Here is a 16,211-nt window from a genome sequence, read left to right on the forward strand (position 1 = left end):
ACAAGGCGAAGCGGACTGCCATCGAACTGCCGATTCTGCCGGAAATCCGTTTATATCACAGGACTTTCATAAAGTGTGAGCAATTCAGCCGAGCATTGAGCGAATGATCGCCGCTGTGGTTTCAGCGCCCGCAAGGTCCAGCGCGGCGGCCTGCCGGGGCGCGCGCGCAAGGGCTTCGGAGACGGCACTTGCGAGATGCTCAGCTGTCAGCCCGGTCTCCGGAAGAATGCTGGCCAGACCCATCGCCTTCAGCCGTTCGGCGCGCACGGTCTGTTCCGTTTCGCCACCGGCAACGAAGGGGATCAGGATCGCCCGGCAATCGGTGCGCAGAAGATCGCCGACAGTATTGTAGCCGGCTTGCGAGATCGACACCTTGGCGCCCTTCAGCAGAGATGGGAAATCCTTGCGGAACCGCACCAGCGTCACGTTTGCCGGGGCTTCGTGCTGGAGCATTGCGAAATCCCGTTCGGGAAGAATCGGGCCCGAAATCAGAAGCCAGCGATAGGACACGGGGAGCGAGGATGCAGCATCGCGGGCCGCGCGGATCAAATCCAGGCCGACAGCGCCGCCGCCTGCTGACGCGATGATATCGAAGCGTTCTGTCGGATCGGAGGCGGGGGGTGGGGCGACAAGGCCGGTATAGCGCACCTTATCGGCAATATCAGCAGTCAGCGGAAAAGTGTCTTCCAGCCGCACGAAGTCAGGGTCGCCGTGAACGAGAACGGCATCGAAGTGATCCTTGACGAGCTTGACCGTTTCTTCGTCGCGGCCGGGTTTCCGGTTTTCCTGCAGGATGTCGCGCACCGAGCTGAAGAGCTTTGGCCGCGGATTGACCGAAGCGATCGCATCGAGCAGCGGCAGCAATTCAAAGCGCATTTGCCGGCGGCCGAAGGGAAAGGCTTCGATGATGACTGCATCCGGCGTGGTCTCGCGAAATGCCGAAAGCAGCATGTCGCGGCGAGAAGCCAAAAATGCTTCGGTGGCCGGATTGCCGTCTGCGTCGGCAAGACCGGAAAAACCGGCATTGCTGGCGACTACAGGCGGAAGTGCGATCGTCTTCAGTCCCTCGGCCGGAAACCCCGGAACCGGCAGGCCGCCAGTGACGACGGTGACGTCGAAGCCATCGTTGGCCATGGCATTGGCGATCCGGCTCGCGCGGGCGATATGGCCGATGCCAAGCAGGTGCTGAACGTAGAAGAAGGCTCGCTTGGCGCTCATGGGGTCTTCTGCCACTCGGCTTCAAAAAGCTGCGTCAGCTGCGCGATGCTGGAATGATAGTCGAAATGCGCCCGGACCCGCTGCTCGGCGGCATCCCCGAGACGGTGGCGTAGCGCCGGATCGCTGATCGCCCGCTCGAGCGCCACGGCCAGCGCTTTCGGGTTGTCAGGAGGCACGACAAGGCCGTTCTCGTCGTCCGCCAGCAGTTCCGGCACGCCCGAGATATTGGTGGAGAGGCAAGCGAGCCGTTGGCTCGATGCTTCGACGAGCACGTTCGGCAGCCCGTCACGATCGCCATTGGCGGCTATCCGGCAGGCGAGCACGAAGAGATCGGCCCGTCTGTAGTGATCGAGAACATCTTCCTGCGCGAGCGCGCCCTTCCAGACGATGCGCTCAGAAAGACCAAGAGCGCTGGCAAGTGCCTTGAGCTTCGCAAGCTCGTCGCCGCCGCCGATGTGCTCGAGGCGCCAGGCCAGATCTTTCGGCAGCAGGGCCAGCGCATTGAGCAGGATGTCGTAACCCTTCTTCTCGACGGCGCGACCGACGCTGAGCAGGAAGACCGGGTCGCTGGTGGCCGATCCGTCACGCTTCGACCGCTCGCCGGAAAAATGGCCGAAACGGGCAAGATCGAGCCCGTGATAGCTGAGATGCACCGCATCCGGACGGCTGGTCAGTGTCCGCATGTGTTCATAACCGGTTCGGGTGCAGGTCACCGCCCAGCGGGCGCTCGAAAGCTTCTCGTTCAGCTCCCAATCCGGCGAGGTCCAGATGTCCTTGGCATGGGCGGAAACCGTCCACGGGACGCCGGTCAGAATGCTGGCATATTCCGTTACCGAGGCCGGCGTATGGATGAAATGCGCATGCAGCCACTGGCCGTTATCAGGCCATTCACGCGCGAGAACCAGCGCCTGGCCAAGCCTGCGGAAGCGATTGCGGGAAATGTCGCGCGGCAGGTCGGTGAAAAAGCGCTTCATCAGCGCTCCGAACCCCTTCCTGCCAAAGCCGGCGAAAAAGCCCTTCAGGACGCGAAGCGGTTCCTCGTGCAGATATTCCGGCAGATAGACGACGCGCGCCTTGATCTCGTCATGAACAGGATGCCGCTTCTTGTCGGTCGGGCGGCGCATGGAAATCAATGTCAGGTCGAAGTCGGCCTTTTCGAGGCCAAGCAGCTCCTGGGCAATGAATGTTTCCGAAAGGCGTGGATAGCCTTTCAGGACGACGAGGATCTTCCGGCGCTCTGGCAAGGTCGGTGTCTTCACTCTGCGCCGACGAGGGAGAGATGACGGCCGCGATTGTCGAGCCAGCGGCCAACGGTCTGCGAGATGTGATCGAGCCCTTCAAGCCGCATGGTACAGCCGCTCTGCGACGGCGGCTGGCGGTATGGCAGCTGCTTCAGGGCTTCGGCCATAATGGCAGGATTGGCGGACTGATCCGGCAGCAGCATATCGACGAGGCCGAGTTCGCTGGCGCGCTGTGCCCGCAGCAACTGCTCCTCACGCGGCTTGACGCGCGGCACGATCAGCGCCGGCTTGTCGAAGGAGAGGATCTCGCAATAGGTATTGTAGCCGCCCATGGCGACCACGCCCGTTGCTCCCTCGATCAGTTCTTCCATGTGATTGTCGAATTCGATGACCTCGATGGACGGGATCTTTTCGCCCTTCTTTACGAGCTTCGTGCGCTCAGCGGCCGGCATATAGGGGCCGAGCACGACCAGCGCCTTCAATTGAAGGGTCGGATCCTGCTCGTAGGCGTTCATCACGTCATGGACGAGATCGGAGCCGTCGCCGCCGCCGCCCGTCGTGACGAGAATGTATTTTTCCTTCGGCGTGTTCACCGACTTCTTGCTCTTCGAAACGCTGCGCTGCAGGAAGCCGACGAAATCCATCTTGCGTCGGACATTGGCGGGAACATCGAGGCCGACCAGCGGATCGTAGAAGTCCGGCGGGCCATAGACCCAGACACTGTCGTAATACTGGTCGATCTTCTGCATGATGCCGTTACGCTTCCACTCGGCATCGAGCAGGTGCGGCGCATCCATGATCTCGCGCAGACCAAGTACCAGCGTCGTGCCGCGCGCTTTCAGATAGGCGAGCGTATCCTCGACTTCACCCTTCAGACCCATGGGCTCCTTGTCGACGATGAAGATGTCGGGCTGGAAGGTCTCGGCGGTATGGCGAATGCTGGATTCGCGCATCTTCAGCGTATCCTGCAGATCGATATGGCTCGCCATCGACGTATATTCGCCGTTGCGCAGTTTGATCACGCTCGGGATCTTCACGAAATCGACGCGAGCTCGGTAATCGAAGGCGCCGGCGATCGTGGCGCCCGAGATGATCAGGATGTTGAGGCCGCGATAGTCTTCGACCAGCGCATGGGCGATCGTTCTACAGCGGCGCAGATGGCCGAGACCGAACGTGTCGTGGCTGTACATGAGGATACGTGCATCTTCAACACGTCTGGCCATGGAGAGTACCTCTGGGGCGAATGACATAGTTCACCCCCGTTTGCCGGAGGCCAAGAGACAGCGGGCCGATGATCCGCTGGGCTTGTTGTTATTTGTAGGGATCTGCGGCATCGCGCAACCCGTCTCCCAGAAAGTTGAAGGCAAGAATGACAAGAACCACCGGAATTATCGGGAACAGAAGCCACGGGTAGAAAGCGATGACACTGACGCTTTTCGCTTCGGTGAGCAAGATCCCCCAGCTGGTGATCGGTGGCCGAAGGCCAAGGCCGAGGAAGGACAGCGCCGTTTCGCCAAGGATCATTCCGGGGATGGAAATCGTTGCAGAAGCAATGAGATGCGACATAAAACCGGGGACCAGATGGCGGCCGATGATGCGCGGCGTGCTGGCGCCCATCAACTGTGCGGCCTGCACATAATCTTCTTCGCGAAGCGCCAGAAGCTTGGATCTGACGGCACGTGCCAGCCCGGTCCAGTCGATGATACCGAGGATTACGGTGATGCCGAAATAGATAACGATCGGGCTCCAGGTCACCGGCATGATGGCGGCAAGCGCCATCCAGAGCGGCAAGCTCGGCAGCGATTGCAGCACCTCGATCATGCGCTGGACGAGCAGGTCGAAGACGCCGCCGCGATAGCCGGCGAGACCGCCGATGACGATGCCGAGCACGAAGCTGATGGTAATGCCGATGAGGCCGATGGTCAGCGAGATGCGTGCGCCGTAGAGGATACGCGACAGCACGTCGCGGCCGAGACGGTCGGTGCCGAGCAGATACATCTGGCCGCCTTCGGCCGGGCAGACGAGGTGCCGTCTGGATTCGAACAGACCCCAGAAACGATAGGCATCGCCGCTGCAGAAGAAGCGGATCGGCTGAATGTCATCGGGTTTCTCGGTGTAAATGCGTCGCAGCGTGTCGATATCGAGCCGCATCGAGCGGCCATAGACGAAGGGACCGATGAACTCGCCCTTGTCGAAGAAATGTACCCGCTGCGGCGGCGAATGGATGTAGTCGACATTGCGGCTATGCAGGCCGTAGGGCGCCAGGAATTCGACGATCAGGATCGCGAAATAGACTAGTGCGAGGAAGATGCCGGAAATCAGCGCCAGGCGGTGCTGCTTGAACTTCCACCACATCAGCTGCTTCTGCGACGCGAGATGAATGCGCGACTGCGCAGAGGTCATCGTCTCCTGCGCCTGCGGATCGAACGGCGTGGTCGAGACAAAGTGCTCCAGGGGGGCGCCTGGTGGCGGCAAGGGCGACATTATTTGGTGCTCCTGCCTTGCAAGCGGATGCGGGGATCGAGGAAGCCGAGAGCGATATCCGAGATCAGCACGCCGATAACGTTCAGGAAGGCGAGGAACATCAGGAACGAACCGGCCAGGTACATGTCCTGGCTCTGCAGCGCCTTGACCAGCATCGGCCCGGTCGTTTCGAGCGACAGCACGATAGCGACGATCTCGGCGCCCGAGATGATCGACGGCAGGATCGAGCCGATATCGGCAACGAAGAAGTTGAGTGCCATGCGCAGCGGGTATTTGATCAGCGCCCGGGTCGGGTGCAGGCCTTTGGCACGCGCCGTCGTTACATATTGCTTCTGCATCTCGTCGAGCAGATTGGCGCGCAGGCGGCGGATCATGCCCGCTGTTCCCGCGGTGCCGACGATGATCACCGGGATCCAGAGATGCGCCAGAATCGACTTTGCCTTCTCCCAGCTCATCGGCTCGTTCAGATATTGCTGGTCCATGAGATGGCCGATGGAGAGGCCGAACCAGACATTGGCGAAATACATCAGGATCAGCGCCAGCATGAAATTCGGGATGGCGATGCCGAGCAGACCGAAGAAGGTCAGTCCGTAGTCGCCCCAGCTATACTGATGGGTGGCCGAATAGATGCCGATCGGGAAGGCGATCAGCCAGGTGACGAGGATGGTGGTGAAGGAGACGAGGATCGTCAACCACAACCGGTCGCCGACGACATCAGAGACTGGTAGCTGATATTCGAACGAGTAGCCGAAATCGCCGTGCAGCATGCCGCCGACCCAGTAGAAATAGCGGACGACCTCTGGCTTGTCGAAACCGTACTGCTTCCGGAGTTCTTCGATCTCCTGAAGGTTGGCGGCTTCGCCCTGGGCGCGCAGCTCGGCGATCTGGCTTTCGAAGAAGTCGCCCGGCGGCAGCTCGATGATGGTGAAGACGAGAGCCGAGATCACGAACAGCGTCGGCACCATGGCGGCGATGCGCCAGAGGATATATCTCAGCATCTCACGCCTCCTTCAGCCAGAATGCGTCAGGCATGTAGATGCCGAGGAAGGAGGTCGGGTCGAAGCCGTAGAGCGCCCGTTCCGGAACGTTCTGCATCTTCTTCGAGATCAGGATCGGCTGCAGCGCACCGTTGATCAGGCCGATCGAGAAGACCTGCTGGGTATAGAGCGCCAGCATCTCGTGCCAGATCTCCTCCCGTTTCTTGAAGTCGGCGGTCGCTCCCCACTGGTTCAGCAGATCGACGAGCTGCACGACCTCGGGGATATCAGGCGCACTGCCTTCCTGGCCGGCCGAGAGGTAGTACATGCCCCAGATCGGCCATTGCAACTGATCGTCTACGGTCGGTGCAAGCTGTACCGGCGCCATGTCGGCGGTCGGCACGCCGTTCTCGATGCCGAACCAGATCGCCATCATGATCGAGCCGCTCATCGCGCGGCTTCTGAAGATGTCACGCTGCGAGGTACGGGTGTAGAGCGCGATGCCGATCGTGCGGAAGTGATCGCGCACGAGTTCCAGCACATCGGTGTCGAGCGTGCTTTCGCCGGGCGTCTCGACGGTGATCTCGGCACGCCGCCCGTCCGGCAGAAGGCGGATATCCTCTTCGTCGCGATTGGTCAGGCCGAGTTCGTCGAGCAGCTTGTTCGCCTGATCGACATTATGCTGGATGAAGGCGTCGGCATATTCCTGCTTGAAGAGCGGGCTGTCGGGCAAAACGGTATCGGCGCTCGGCGTGCCAAGCCCATAAAACGCCACCATATTGATCTCGTGGCGGTCGATCGCCAGCGACAGCGCCCGGCGGAAGCGAACGTCGCGGAACAGCTTGCGCCAGACCTCGTCGGCGCAGTTGAGGTTCGGCAGCAGCGCAACGCGCGAGCCGCGGGCCTGCTTCCAGAGATTGACCTTCACCGGGAAGCGCTGCTCGGCTTCCTTCAGGAAGGTATAGTCGTTGAAATCGATGCCGGTTGCCTGCAGGTCGGATTCGCCCGCGCCCGCCTTGGCGGCGATGATCGACGACGAGCTGACATTCAGGATGAAGCGGTCGATATAGGGCAGCTGCACGCCGTTCTCATCGACACGGTGGAAAAAGGCGTTGCGGTCGAAGATGAACTGATCGGCCGGCGGCTTGGTCATGACCTTCCAGGGATCGAGTGTCGGCAGATCAGGGTTCTCGGGACGCGAGGCGCGCGACATCTTGATGTGCAGGTCGGCCCACTTCTTGACCCGGTTTTCCTTCATCAGCGCCGATAGGCGGAAATCGTCCTGATACTTCTTGTGGAACTGTTTCAGGTAATGCGCCGGCCCGAAGATGACGAGCGGCAGCGGACCGGCGAGTGCCGGCAGGAAGCTTGGGTTCGGCTTTTCCCAGGTGTAGCGAACGATGAGGTCGTCGAGCACCTCGAACTTCGGCAGGTCGCCGTGCGGACGCAACTCCAGCGCACCGCCACCCGGGGTCGCTTCCTTGTTGAGGATGACATCCTCCCACCAGTAGCGGAAGTCATCGACCGTAAACGGCTTGCCATCCGACCACTTGTGATCTTCGCGAAGGTGGAAGGTGAAGATGCGATCGTCTTCTGTCGTGTAGCCGCCGAGAATGTCCGGCTGGAACTGCAGGTGCTTGTCGTAACCGATCAGCCTCGAATAGCCATAGACGGTCATGTAGCGCACGTCGCGCGGGCCGCCGATGATGGTCTTGACCTGGCCGCCATAGGTGCCAGGCGCCAGGCCCGCTTCCTTCATGTTGATGATGCGCGGATGCTTCGGCAGCCGCTGCGCCATGGGCGGAATGGCATCGGCGCGCAGCTGGTCGCGCAGGAATTCCGGCTCGATGTCGCGGTCATCGGATGCGGCGCGGACAAGGGTAGGCGCAACCGTTGCGCCGATCATGCCGCCGAGGAAGGTGCGACGCGTTACCATGCGCGCAGCTCCTTGACGTCGGCACCCTTTCGGGCGCGCACGAAATGGCCTTCGCCGAGATCGGCATAGGCAAGCTCGGAAGCGTCGTCATGCTCGGCGGTGAAGGTCAGGCCCCAGTTCTGCTTGTCGGCAGCACCATTTTTGCGCAACGCTTCGAAATCGAGCGGCCGGTCGAGATCGGGGAAGGGGACGGCGGCCAGCAGAGACTTGGTGTAGGGATGAACCGGATCGCGCAGGATGATTTCGCGCGGTGCGATCTCGACGATGCGCCCCTTGCACATGACGGCGATGCGGTCGGCCATATAGTCCACCACTGCGAGATTATGCGAGATGAACAGGTAGGTCAGCCCGAGTTCCTTCTGCAGGTCCTTCAAGAGGTTGAGAATCTGCGCCTGAACCGAGACGTCGAGCGCCGAAACCGGCTCGTCGAGAATGACGAGCTTGGGACCGAGCGCAAGCGCACGGGCGATACCGATGCGCTGGCGCTGGCCGCCGGAAAAACTGTGCGGATAGCGGCTCAGATAGCGGCGGTCGAGGCCGATGGCGCCCATCAGCGCTTCGACCTTACGCTTGCGCTCCTCGCTGTCGCCGCGGTCGTGAATCTCGAGCGGCTCGCTGAGAATATTGCGCACCGTCATGCGCGGTGAGAGTGATGAGACCGGATCCTGAAACACCATCTGGATCTTGGTGCGCAGCTCCTGCAGCTCGTCGCCCTTGACGGTCAGAACGTCGATGACTTCCTTGCCGTCGTTGAAGATCACCGAACCGCTATCCGGTGTGATCGCCCGCATCAGGATCTTGCTGACGGTGGTCTTGCCGCATCCGGATTCGCCGACGAGACCCAGGCACTCGCCGCGCCTGATGTCGAAGCTGACGTCATCGACGGCGCGCAGCACGGATTTTTCGCCCTGGCCGAAAAGGCCGCGCTTGCGGATCGCATAGGTTTTCGAGAGATTGTTGACCGACAGCAGCACCTTCGGCGCGTCGTGATCGACGGACGACTTCTTCTTGCCGATCAGCGATTCGAGATTGACCGGCACGTCGCGTAGCGCCTTCAGCCGTTCGCCGGGCTTCATGTCGAAATGCGGGACCGCGGCCATCAGGCCCTTGAGATAGGGATGCTGCGGGTTGCGGAAGATTTCCTTGACCGGCCCGGCTTCCATGATCTCGCCATGATAGATGACGACCACTTCGTCGGCCATGTTGGCGACGACGCCGAGATCGTGGGTGATCAAGAGCATCGCCATACCGAGCTTGTGCTGCAGGTCGCGCAGGAGTTCCAAGATCTGCGCCTGGATCGTCACGTCGAGCGCCGTCGTCGGTTCGTCGGCTATCAGCAGCGCCGGCCGGCAGATCAGCGCCATGGCGATCATCGCGCGCTGGCGCATGCCGCCAGAAAGCTCGAACGAGTACATGTCGTAGGTGCGTTTCGGATTGGCGAAGCCGACGAGGCCAAGCATCTCCTCGGTCTTCTCGCGCGCTTCCTTCTTGTCGGCGTCGGTGTGGATCAGCAGCGACTCGCTGATCTGGTTCCCAACCGTATGGAGCGGTGAAAGCGAGGTCATAGGCTCCTGAAAGATCGTCGCCATGCGCTTGCCGCGCAGATCGCGCATCTGCTCGCTGTCGCGGCCATATTGCAGAATATCGGTGGTCTTGCCGTCGAGGGGATCGGTGAACAGGATTTTGCCCGTCGCCTTGGCCGGCGTCGGTAGAATGCCCATGATCGATTGACTGATGACGGATTTTCCGGAGCCGGATTCACCGACAAGTGCGGTGACCTTACCCGGTAGGATACGTAGCCCGGCGTCTTTTACGACACGCAGCTTGTCCCCGAAAACCGAGAATGAGACGTCGAGATTCTCGATACGCAACAAGTCGGACGCGGACGCCATACCAATGATATTCCCCAGTCTTATTCTGTTCCCGTTAAGGCACACTAGCCTACCGTAAGCGGGGTGTCCAGTTTATGACAGCTTTGGAGAATTTGGCGCTTTAGCGCTGATATTCAAGCAAAAATCGGCCTCTTTGAGTGCCGCTTACTGAACGAACCTTTCAACCATCGGACGCTTCTCCTGCTTCTTCGCGTCACGATGCAGCAGGATCACCTGTTCGGCTTCGGACAGGCCATTCTGGGCGACGTCCTGGAAGGTTCCGCCATCGGCGAGCGGCGGGGGCGTGATGCGCGGCTGCAGCACGGTGACTTTCTGGCGGATGCCGCGCAGCTTTTCCTCGCCGAGCGTCGTCCATTCGCCGCCGCAATAGCCGGCGAAGACCTGGCTGGCGACGACCTCGCGATTATACTTCTTGGTCAGCGACTGCAGGCGCTGGACTTCGTTGACGGCCGAACCGAAGGCCGAGAACGTCAACCGGTCCTTGAGGCCGACATTGCCGAACATGACGTTGCCGATATGCAGCCCGATGCCGTAGCGCACCGGGCTCATGTTTTTTCCGGCGCGCTCATTGTTAAGCTCGGCAACACGCGACTGTGCCTGATGGACGGCCGATAGTGCTGCCTGTGCAGCAATTTTCGAGGGGTCCTTGTGGCGGCCGCACGGATAGACGGCGAGAAAGCCGTCGCCGAGGAAGCTCAGGATCTCGCCGCCATTGCGGTTGAAGGGTGCAGCGATCGCGTCGAAGAACTCGTTCAGCGTATCGATATAGGCCTGGCGGCCTTCCTTTTCGGCGAACATCGTCGATTGCCGCATGTCACCCATGACGAGGGCCGCACGGATCGTCTCGCCGTCGCCGCGGCGAATTTGGCCGTTCAGCACCCGCTTGCCGGCATCGCCGCCGAGATAGGTGGTCAGCATGTTGTTGGCGAGCTTGCCGAGCACCGCCATCTTGGCCGCGACCGCCAGATGATTCTGCATGCGCAGCAGCGCTTCGATCATGTCGTCGGAAAAGCCGGAATGCGCATCCGTCGACCACGAGCCCATCATGCCCTGGACCGAGCCATCGCCGAACGGCTGCACGAAAGCGAGATAGTCGGTGATCTTCTCCTTGCGGAGGTCGTCGAAGATCGGGAATTCTGCCGGTCCTTCCTGGCTCATCCGGCGGCGGATATGCTGCAGGTTGTTGTCGAGCAGGTAGTAATAGGGGCTCTGCAGGAAACGATCCGGCTTGGCGCCTGCCGAATGCCGGTAGCCCTCGATCGTGACGCCACTCGAGCGCCGCCAGGTGAAGCTCAGCGCATCATAAAGCGGATGCAGCATGGAAAAGGTCAGGTGAACGCGGGCGATCGGCAGACCGGCAGCGGCGATGCGCTCGCAGAAACCGCGAACGATATTCTCCAGATCATCCCCGGCCAGCGAAGAATTGGTCAGCCATTCGGCGACGCGGTCCAGAAGAATGGAGGACACGCTGGATTCGATCGTGCTCATTTTTGGTATTATCCTCATCAAGCACGTCCGTTCCTGAAAGCGACGAAAAACCTGCCTGCAGCGCGGTCACGCGCAGGGCGGGGGTCAAGATGGACGAGCGGTATTATTGTGTCAACGATCTGCCGAAGACCCGGCAAACCTACCTGTCAGAGCCCGAAAAGAGCGAGGACGGGTGTCCTTTCTGGTGGTTCATTATCTCATTTAAATAGGCATTTGGCGGGTTCGAAACAATGGTATCCGGATAATTTTCTGCCTCCGGTTTCGATGTCTGCGGCCAGCGAGTCTTTTCGGCCACAGTGCAAAAGAGGTGCGTTGCGATTACGGCTTGTATCGGGCGACGCCGATCACGACCGCTTCACCATCCTGTCAGGCAGAAGGCGGGTTTAAATCATTGCGATCTTGCATTATCTCACCCATGACTTTCCTCGTCAGAAGAGACCCCGTCTTGGCCACCTCACAGACATCAGCCGCCCTTTCCGCAAAGATCAGCGATCGCACCGCCCGCGCCGGCATCATCGGCCTCGGCTATGTCGGCCTGCCGCTCGCGATGGCGATCGCCCGCAGCGGCTTTCCGGTCACCGGTTTCGACATCGATCCGAAGAAGATCGTCGCGCTTGATGCGCGGAAATCCTACATCGATGCGGTGACCGATGTGGCTCTCGCCGCTGAGATCGAGGCACACCGCTTTTCGGCAACCACCGATTTTGCCGGGCTGAAAGCCTGCGATGTCATCGTCATCTGCGTGCCGACGCCCCTGACCAAGCACCGGGATCCGGATCTTTCCTATGTCGAGGCGACGTCGCGCGCCATTGCCGAACACCTGCGACCGGGCCAGCTGGTCGTGCTGGAATCGACCACCTATCCGGGGACAACCGACGACGTCGTCAAAGTAATCCTCGAAAAGACCGGTTTGAAGTCGGGCGCCGATTTCTTCATCGGCTTTTCTCCGGAGCGCGAAGACCCCGGCAACCAGCATTACAACACGGCGACCATTCCCAAAGTCGTCGCGGGTGACGGGCCGGATGCGCTGGAGCTGATGAAGAGCTTCTACGGGGCGGCCGTCTCGACAGTCGTCCCTGTCTCGTCGAATGCGACCGCTGAAGCCGTCAAGCTGACGGAGAACATCTTCCGCTCGGTCAATATCGCGCTCGTCAATGAACTGAAGACCGTTTACGCAGCCATGGGTATCGACGTCTGGGAAGTGATCGACGCCGCCAAGACCAAGCCGTTCGGCTATATGCCGTTCTATCCCGGTCCCGGTCTCGGCGGGCACTGCATTCCGATCGACCCCTTCTATCTGACCTGGAAATCCCGCGAATACGAGCTTCCGACCCGTTTCATCGAGTTGGCGGGCGAGATCAATTCCGCAATGCCGCGCTATGTGGTCGGAAAGCTTGCCGAGGCGCTCGATATCCGCGCCGGCAAGGCGCTGAGCCGCAGCAAGGTGCTGGTGATCGGTCTCGCCTACAAGAAGAACGTCGCCGATATTCGCGAGAGCCCGTCGCTCAGGCTGATCGAGATCATCGAGGAGCGCGGCGGCAAGGCCGACTACAGCGATCCTTTCGTGGCCGAAATCCCGCCGACGCGCGAATACCAGGCGCTGAAGGGCCGTAAGTCCGTTGAGATCAGCACCGAGACGCTTGCGGACTATGATGTGGTTCTTATCGCCACCGATCACGACGCGGTTGACTACGGCGTGCTGGCTGAGAGCGCGCCTCTGATCGTCGATACACGCAATGTATTCGCGCGCCTCGGCCTGGCTGGCGATCACATCATCAAGGCGTGATCGCAGGATGCTTGGCCCGGTGCCTATTCTTTCCGGCGCCGAGACCAGTCCGGTGTAGACGAAGCTCGCATTAGGCGCCAATTTGCAATTTGCGACATTAGAACCCATCTAATGTCAGGAAACACGGATCCGTTCTCCGCCATTTGCAGGCCCGGCCGCTTCCGTTTACCGAAAACAAACCATATCCAGTTGCAATCCAAGGCGAAAACCGCTTGCTTAGGAAAATCTACTTGTTCTGCCTGTAGCGGTAGGCGGATTGGTAAGGAAACGGCATGTCCGTAGCATGGTGCTCTTCGCAACCAGATCAGTTTGTGGTTACGATCGCATCCACGGGAACGTCCGATCGACGAAAGAATGAGCAAAGAACTATTTCAGGTTAAGTTTTGGGGCGTCCGGGGCAGCATCCCGGTTTCGGGACCCGAGTTCGATCACTATGGTGGCAACACCACGTGCATCGAAATCCGTTGCGGCGCCCACCGTATGATTTTCGACGCTGGCTCCGGCCTGCGCGAAGCCGGGCTCGCGATGCTCAACGAGAGCGTCAGCGACGTCGATCTATTTTTCAGCCACTGCCACTATGACCACATCATCGGTCTGCCCTTCTTCAAGGCCATCTATTACCCGTCGATCCACCTGAACATCTGGTCAGGACATCTGGACGGAAAGATGACCACCAAGGAGATGGTCAACCAGTTCATCAGTCCGCCCTGGTTCCCGGTGAAGACCGACATCTGCCAGGCAACGATGGATTTCCGCGATTTCCACGCCGGCGAAGTCCTGTCGCCGCGCGACGGCATCAAGATCAAGACCTACATGCTGAACCATCCGGGCGGCGCCATTGGCTACCGTATCGAATGGGGTGGCCGGTCCGTTGCGCTGATCTTCGATATCGAGCACATCCCGGGTTCTTACGATCCGGTGTCGCTGGAGATGATGAAGGACGCCGATCTGGCGATCTACGACTGCACCTACAACGAAGACGAGATGCAGCGCTTCAAGGGCTTCGGTCACTCGACCTGGCAGCACGGCGTCGAGTTGGCCAAGATGGCGGGCACGAAGCAATTCGCGCTTTTCCATCACGCCCCGTCGCGTACCGACCAGCAGCTCGGCCAGATGGAGCGTGAGGCGCAGGCCGCTTTCCCGGCATCCTTTGCCGCCCGCGACAATCAGGTTATCGATATCTAGGTCTTGAGCAAGCTGGCGGCGGGCGTCCAGGCGACCGCCTTGATCCCGGCTGTCTCCCTGAACAGCGCATCGCAGAAATTCCAGGCTGCGGCGTCATGGACGAGATGGTGCGTCAGAAGACCGATCGGCTCGTCGCTGCCCTCGAAGCGGCTTTGCAGCTCGGCGACCAGTTCTGCAATCAGCTCTTCTTCCGGCCGCCCGCCGCGGGTACCATGCCAATCCATGATATCGACATGGGTGTTCAGGATGCCGATCGGCTGATCCGGCGCGGCTTGTCCATAGGTGGAAAGGCTCTCGAAGCCGAGTGCGGAAAGCTTCGGGATCAGCGCATCGTCGATCCGGTTCCAGGGCGGCACCAGCATCGGCACGAAAGACGTCTCGTGAAGCTGCTTCAGATTGAGGAAGCCGTGATAGAGCTCGCCAAGCACCGCCTCGGCCAGGCGATGGCTGCCAAGCTCCTGCTTCTTCTCCTCCGCCGGGGCGTGATTTTGATGCGCCCAGCCATGAACTGCGACGGCTGCATTCTTCTCGTTGGCCAGACGCCGCGACAGCGCCGGTCCGGTCTTCGCCGGCACAACGGCAAGCGTCAGAGGGACGTCATAGCGATTGGCGAGGCCTAGCAGTCTGTCGAGCGCGTCGGTCGGTTCGATCGCATCGTCATCGCGCCACCAGAAGGCCGCGGTGCGACCCGCGGCAGTCCACCGCGCCAACTCGCCGCGAAGGGGTTCCCAGGCCATATTGCCGCTCATCGCTTCACTCCTGCATAGGTCTTCAAGATATCGTCGAGGGCCGCTGCCGCGGTGGCGATCGACCGCTCTTCGAGAACGAACCGGCGCGCTTCGGCCCCCATCTTACGCTGTTTCTCCGGGCGCTCCAGCAGCTCACGGATTGCGCCAGCATAGGCCGCCACGTCGCCTTCAGGTGTCAATACGCCGGTGGAGCCGTTGCCGATCACCGCCGGGACACCCGCGGTATCCTGGGCGACGGCGGGAAGCCCGGCGGCCTGCGCCTCCAGATAGGCCAGGCCATAGGCCTCACCGCAACCCGGCCAGACATATATCGCAGACTGCTTCAGCAGCGCGGCAATATCTTCCGGGCTGCGCTCACCGCACCATTCGACGCGTCCGGGTTCGAAACCGGCAAACAGCGCTTCGGCAGCATGCCTTTCAGGACCGTCACCGGCGATCGCCAGTGTCCAGGCCGTATCGCGGATCTGATGCAAGGCGGCAGCAAGCATCGCATAGCTTTGCATCTTGTCGCCCGGGCGCATCATCGCAACCGCGATCAACTGCGTTGGATCGGCAACCGTGCCGGGCTCTGCATAGAGCACCGGATCGATGAATGGCTGGATCGAGGCCATGCGTGCCTCGGGAATCGCCCGCTCGACACCGGCGCGGTCCCGCGCCGTCATCGCGATGTTAACCGCCGCCTGCCGGATAGCGCTGGCGACCAGCGCCTGGGACGGCTGCCAGGGGCCTTGATCACGCTTCGGCGAATAGGATGCCTCGACCGTCACATAGGGAATGTCGAGTTCACCGCAAAGGACGGGACCGAACGGATCCGGCGATTTGTAATAGGGGTGGTAGCAAAACCAGAGGTCCGGCTTAGCGCCGGCAGCAAACTCTGCCCGCAGCCACTGCAATTCGCTCTGGCGGCCCTCTTCCAGGAGCGCTGCGGCCTCCGGTGTTGCGGCGAAATTCCGGAAGCTGGAGACGAGTTCGACCTCATGGCCTGCCAGATCGAGCGCGCGCATCAGAAGCCTGCCCATCAGCCGGTCGCCGGAGGGGACCGGATGACCGGGAGACTTCAACGGCGCGTAAAAGGCAATCTTCATCACCGAGCGCTCGCCGAGACAGAGCGTTTCCAATTCCCGATCCAGCCCGCGGCGAAATTCTGCGCTATGGTCCGCTTCCTTAAGAGTTGCTGATAAACATATAGAATGTGATCGCAGTTGAAGAAGACGGCATTCCGCTTCTCTTCGAACATCTCTATTGCATAAGAGAT

At 60.7% G+C, this 16,211-nt stretch carries 12 protein-coding genes; 2 read left to right on the top strand and 10 right to left on the bottom strand.

From position 1 onward, the window contains the following. Positions 1-84: 84 nt before the first annotated feature. From AC1DV9_RS03930 to AC1DV9_RS03965, 8 genes are all read right to left on the bottom strand, one after another. Entirely contained in the window at positions 85-1,218 is a 1,134-nt protein-coding gene (locus tag AC1DV9_RS03930; protein ID WP_477946295.1) for a glycosyltransferase family protein, read from the bottom strand. Further along, positions 1,215-2,462, bottom strand: coding sequence for a glycosyltransferase family 4 protein (locus AC1DV9_RS03935; protein ID WP_477942288.1), 1,248 nt, complete (start codon positions 2,460-2,462; stop codon positions 1,215-1,217). Before AC1DV9_RS03935 ends, AC1DV9_RS03930 begins: the two co-directional genes overlap by 4 nt. A gap of 11 nt (positions 2,463-2,473) precedes the next feature. After that, positions 2,474-3,682, bottom strand: coding sequence for a glycosyltransferase family protein (locus tag AC1DV9_RS03940; RefSeq protein ID WP_477942287.1), 1,209 nt, complete (start codon positions 3,680-3,682; stop codon positions 2,474-2,476). A gap of 88 nt (positions 3,683-3,770) precedes the next feature. Next, positions 3,771-4,943: an ABC transporter permease gene (locus AC1DV9_RS03945; protein WP_162708505.1), complete on the bottom strand. Its 1,173-nt coding sequence runs from the start codon at positions 4,941-4,943 to the stop codon at positions 3,771-3,773. Then, positions 4,943-5,941: an ABC transporter permease gene (locus AC1DV9_RS03950; protein ID WP_477946297.1), complete on the bottom strand. Its 999-nt coding sequence runs from the start codon at positions 5,939-5,941 to the stop codon at positions 4,943-4,945. The genes AC1DV9_RS03945 and AC1DV9_RS03950 overlap by 1 nt, the downstream gene beginning before the upstream one ends. Position 5,942: 1 nt before the next feature. Beyond that, entirely contained in the window at positions 5,943-7,856 is a 1,914-nt protein-coding gene (locus AC1DV9_RS03955) for an ABC transporter substrate-binding protein (protein WP_477942283.1), read from the bottom strand. Further along, complete coding sequence (locus tag AC1DV9_RS03960) at positions 7,850-9,748, bottom strand: ABC transporter ATP-binding protein (RefSeq protein WP_477942282.1); 1,899 nt, start codon at positions 9,746-9,748, stop codon at positions 7,850-7,852. The genes AC1DV9_RS03955 and AC1DV9_RS03960 overlap by 7 nt, the downstream gene beginning before the upstream one ends. Before the next feature lie 144 nt (positions 9,749-9,892). Then, positions 9,893-11,236, bottom strand: coding sequence for an adenylate/guanylate cyclase domain-containing protein (locus AC1DV9_RS03965; RefSeq protein ID WP_477946299.1), 1,344 nt, complete (start codon positions 11,234-11,236; stop codon positions 9,893-9,895). A 415-nt stretch (positions 11,237-11,651) separates the two neighbouring features. On the opposite strand from AC1DV9_RS03965, the gene AC1DV9_RS03970 reads away from it, so the two are divergent. Next, entirely contained in the window at positions 11,652-13,022 is a 1,371-nt protein-coding gene (locus AC1DV9_RS03970; RefSeq protein WP_477942280.1) for a nucleotide sugar dehydrogenase, read from the top strand. A 354-nt stretch (positions 13,023-13,376) separates the two neighbouring features. Then, positions 13,377-14,207: an MBL fold metallo-hydrolase gene (locus AC1DV9_RS03975; RefSeq protein WP_112598448.1), complete on the top strand. Its 831-nt coding sequence runs from the start codon at positions 13,377-13,379 to the stop codon at positions 14,205-14,207. On the opposite strand, the gene AC1DV9_RS03980 is transcribed toward AC1DV9_RS03975, so the two are convergent. Further along, positions 14,204-14,956 carry a polysaccharide deacetylase family protein gene (locus AC1DV9_RS03980; protein ID WP_477942279.1) on the bottom strand — a complete coding sequence of 251 codons (753 nt, stop codon included), beginning with the start codon at positions 14,954-14,956 and terminating at the stop codon, positions 14,204-14,206. The genes AC1DV9_RS03975 and AC1DV9_RS03980 overlap by 4 nt on opposite strands. Then, a complete protein-coding gene (locus tag AC1DV9_RS03985) occupies positions 14,953-16,041 on the bottom strand; it encodes a glycosyltransferase family 4 protein (protein ID WP_477942509.1) in 1,089 nt (362 codons plus the stop codon). Before AC1DV9_RS03985 ends, AC1DV9_RS03980 begins: the two co-directional genes overlap by 4 nt. Positions 16,042-16,211: the final 170 nt, after the last annotated feature.

The sequence above is a fragment of the Rhizobium sp. 01L410 genome, from assembly GCF_056400165.1.

Coding starts and splice junctions, on each gene's coding strand:
- AC1DV9_RS03940 (WP_477942287.1), bottom strand. CDS start 3,682: ATGGCCAGACGTGTTGAAGATGCACGTATCCTCATGTACAGCCACGAC.
- AC1DV9_RS03930 (WP_477946295.1), bottom strand. CDS start 1,218: ATGAGCGCCAAGCGAGCCTTCTTCTACGTTCAGCACCTGCTTGGCATC.
- AC1DV9_RS03980 (WP_477942279.1), bottom strand. CDS start 14,956: ATGAGCGGCAATATGGCCTGGGAACCCCTTCGCGGCGAGTTGGCGCGG.
- AC1DV9_RS03965 (WP_477946299.1), bottom strand. CDS start 11,236: ATGAGCACGATCGAATCCAGCGTGTCCTCCATTCTTCTGGACCGCGTC.
- AC1DV9_RS03945 (WP_162708505.1), bottom strand. CDS start 4,943: ATGTCGCCCTTGCCGCCACCAGGCGCCCCCCTGGAGCACTTTGTCTCG.
- AC1DV9_RS03955 (WP_477942283.1), bottom strand. CDS start 7,856: ATGGTAACGCGTCGCACCTTCCTCGGCGGCATGATCGGCGCAACGGTT.
- AC1DV9_RS03970 (WP_477942280.1), top strand. CDS start 11,652: ATGACTTTCCTCGTCAGAAGAGACCCCGTCTTGGCCACCTCACAGACA.
- AC1DV9_RS03985 (WP_477942509.1), bottom strand. CDS start 16,041: ATGAAGATTGCCTTTTACGCGCCGTTGAAGTCTCCCGGTCATCCGGTC.
- AC1DV9_RS03975 (WP_112598448.1), top strand. CDS start 13,377: ATGAGCAAAGAACTATTTCAGGTTAAGTTTTGGGGCGTCCGGGGCAGC.
- AC1DV9_RS03960 (WP_477942282.1), bottom strand. CDS start 9,748: ATGGCGTCCGCGTCCGACTTGTTGCGTATCGAGAATCTCGACGTCTCA.
- AC1DV9_RS03950 (WP_477946297.1), bottom strand. CDS start 5,941: ATGCTGAGATATATCCTCTGGCGCATCGCCGCCATGGTGCCGACGCTG.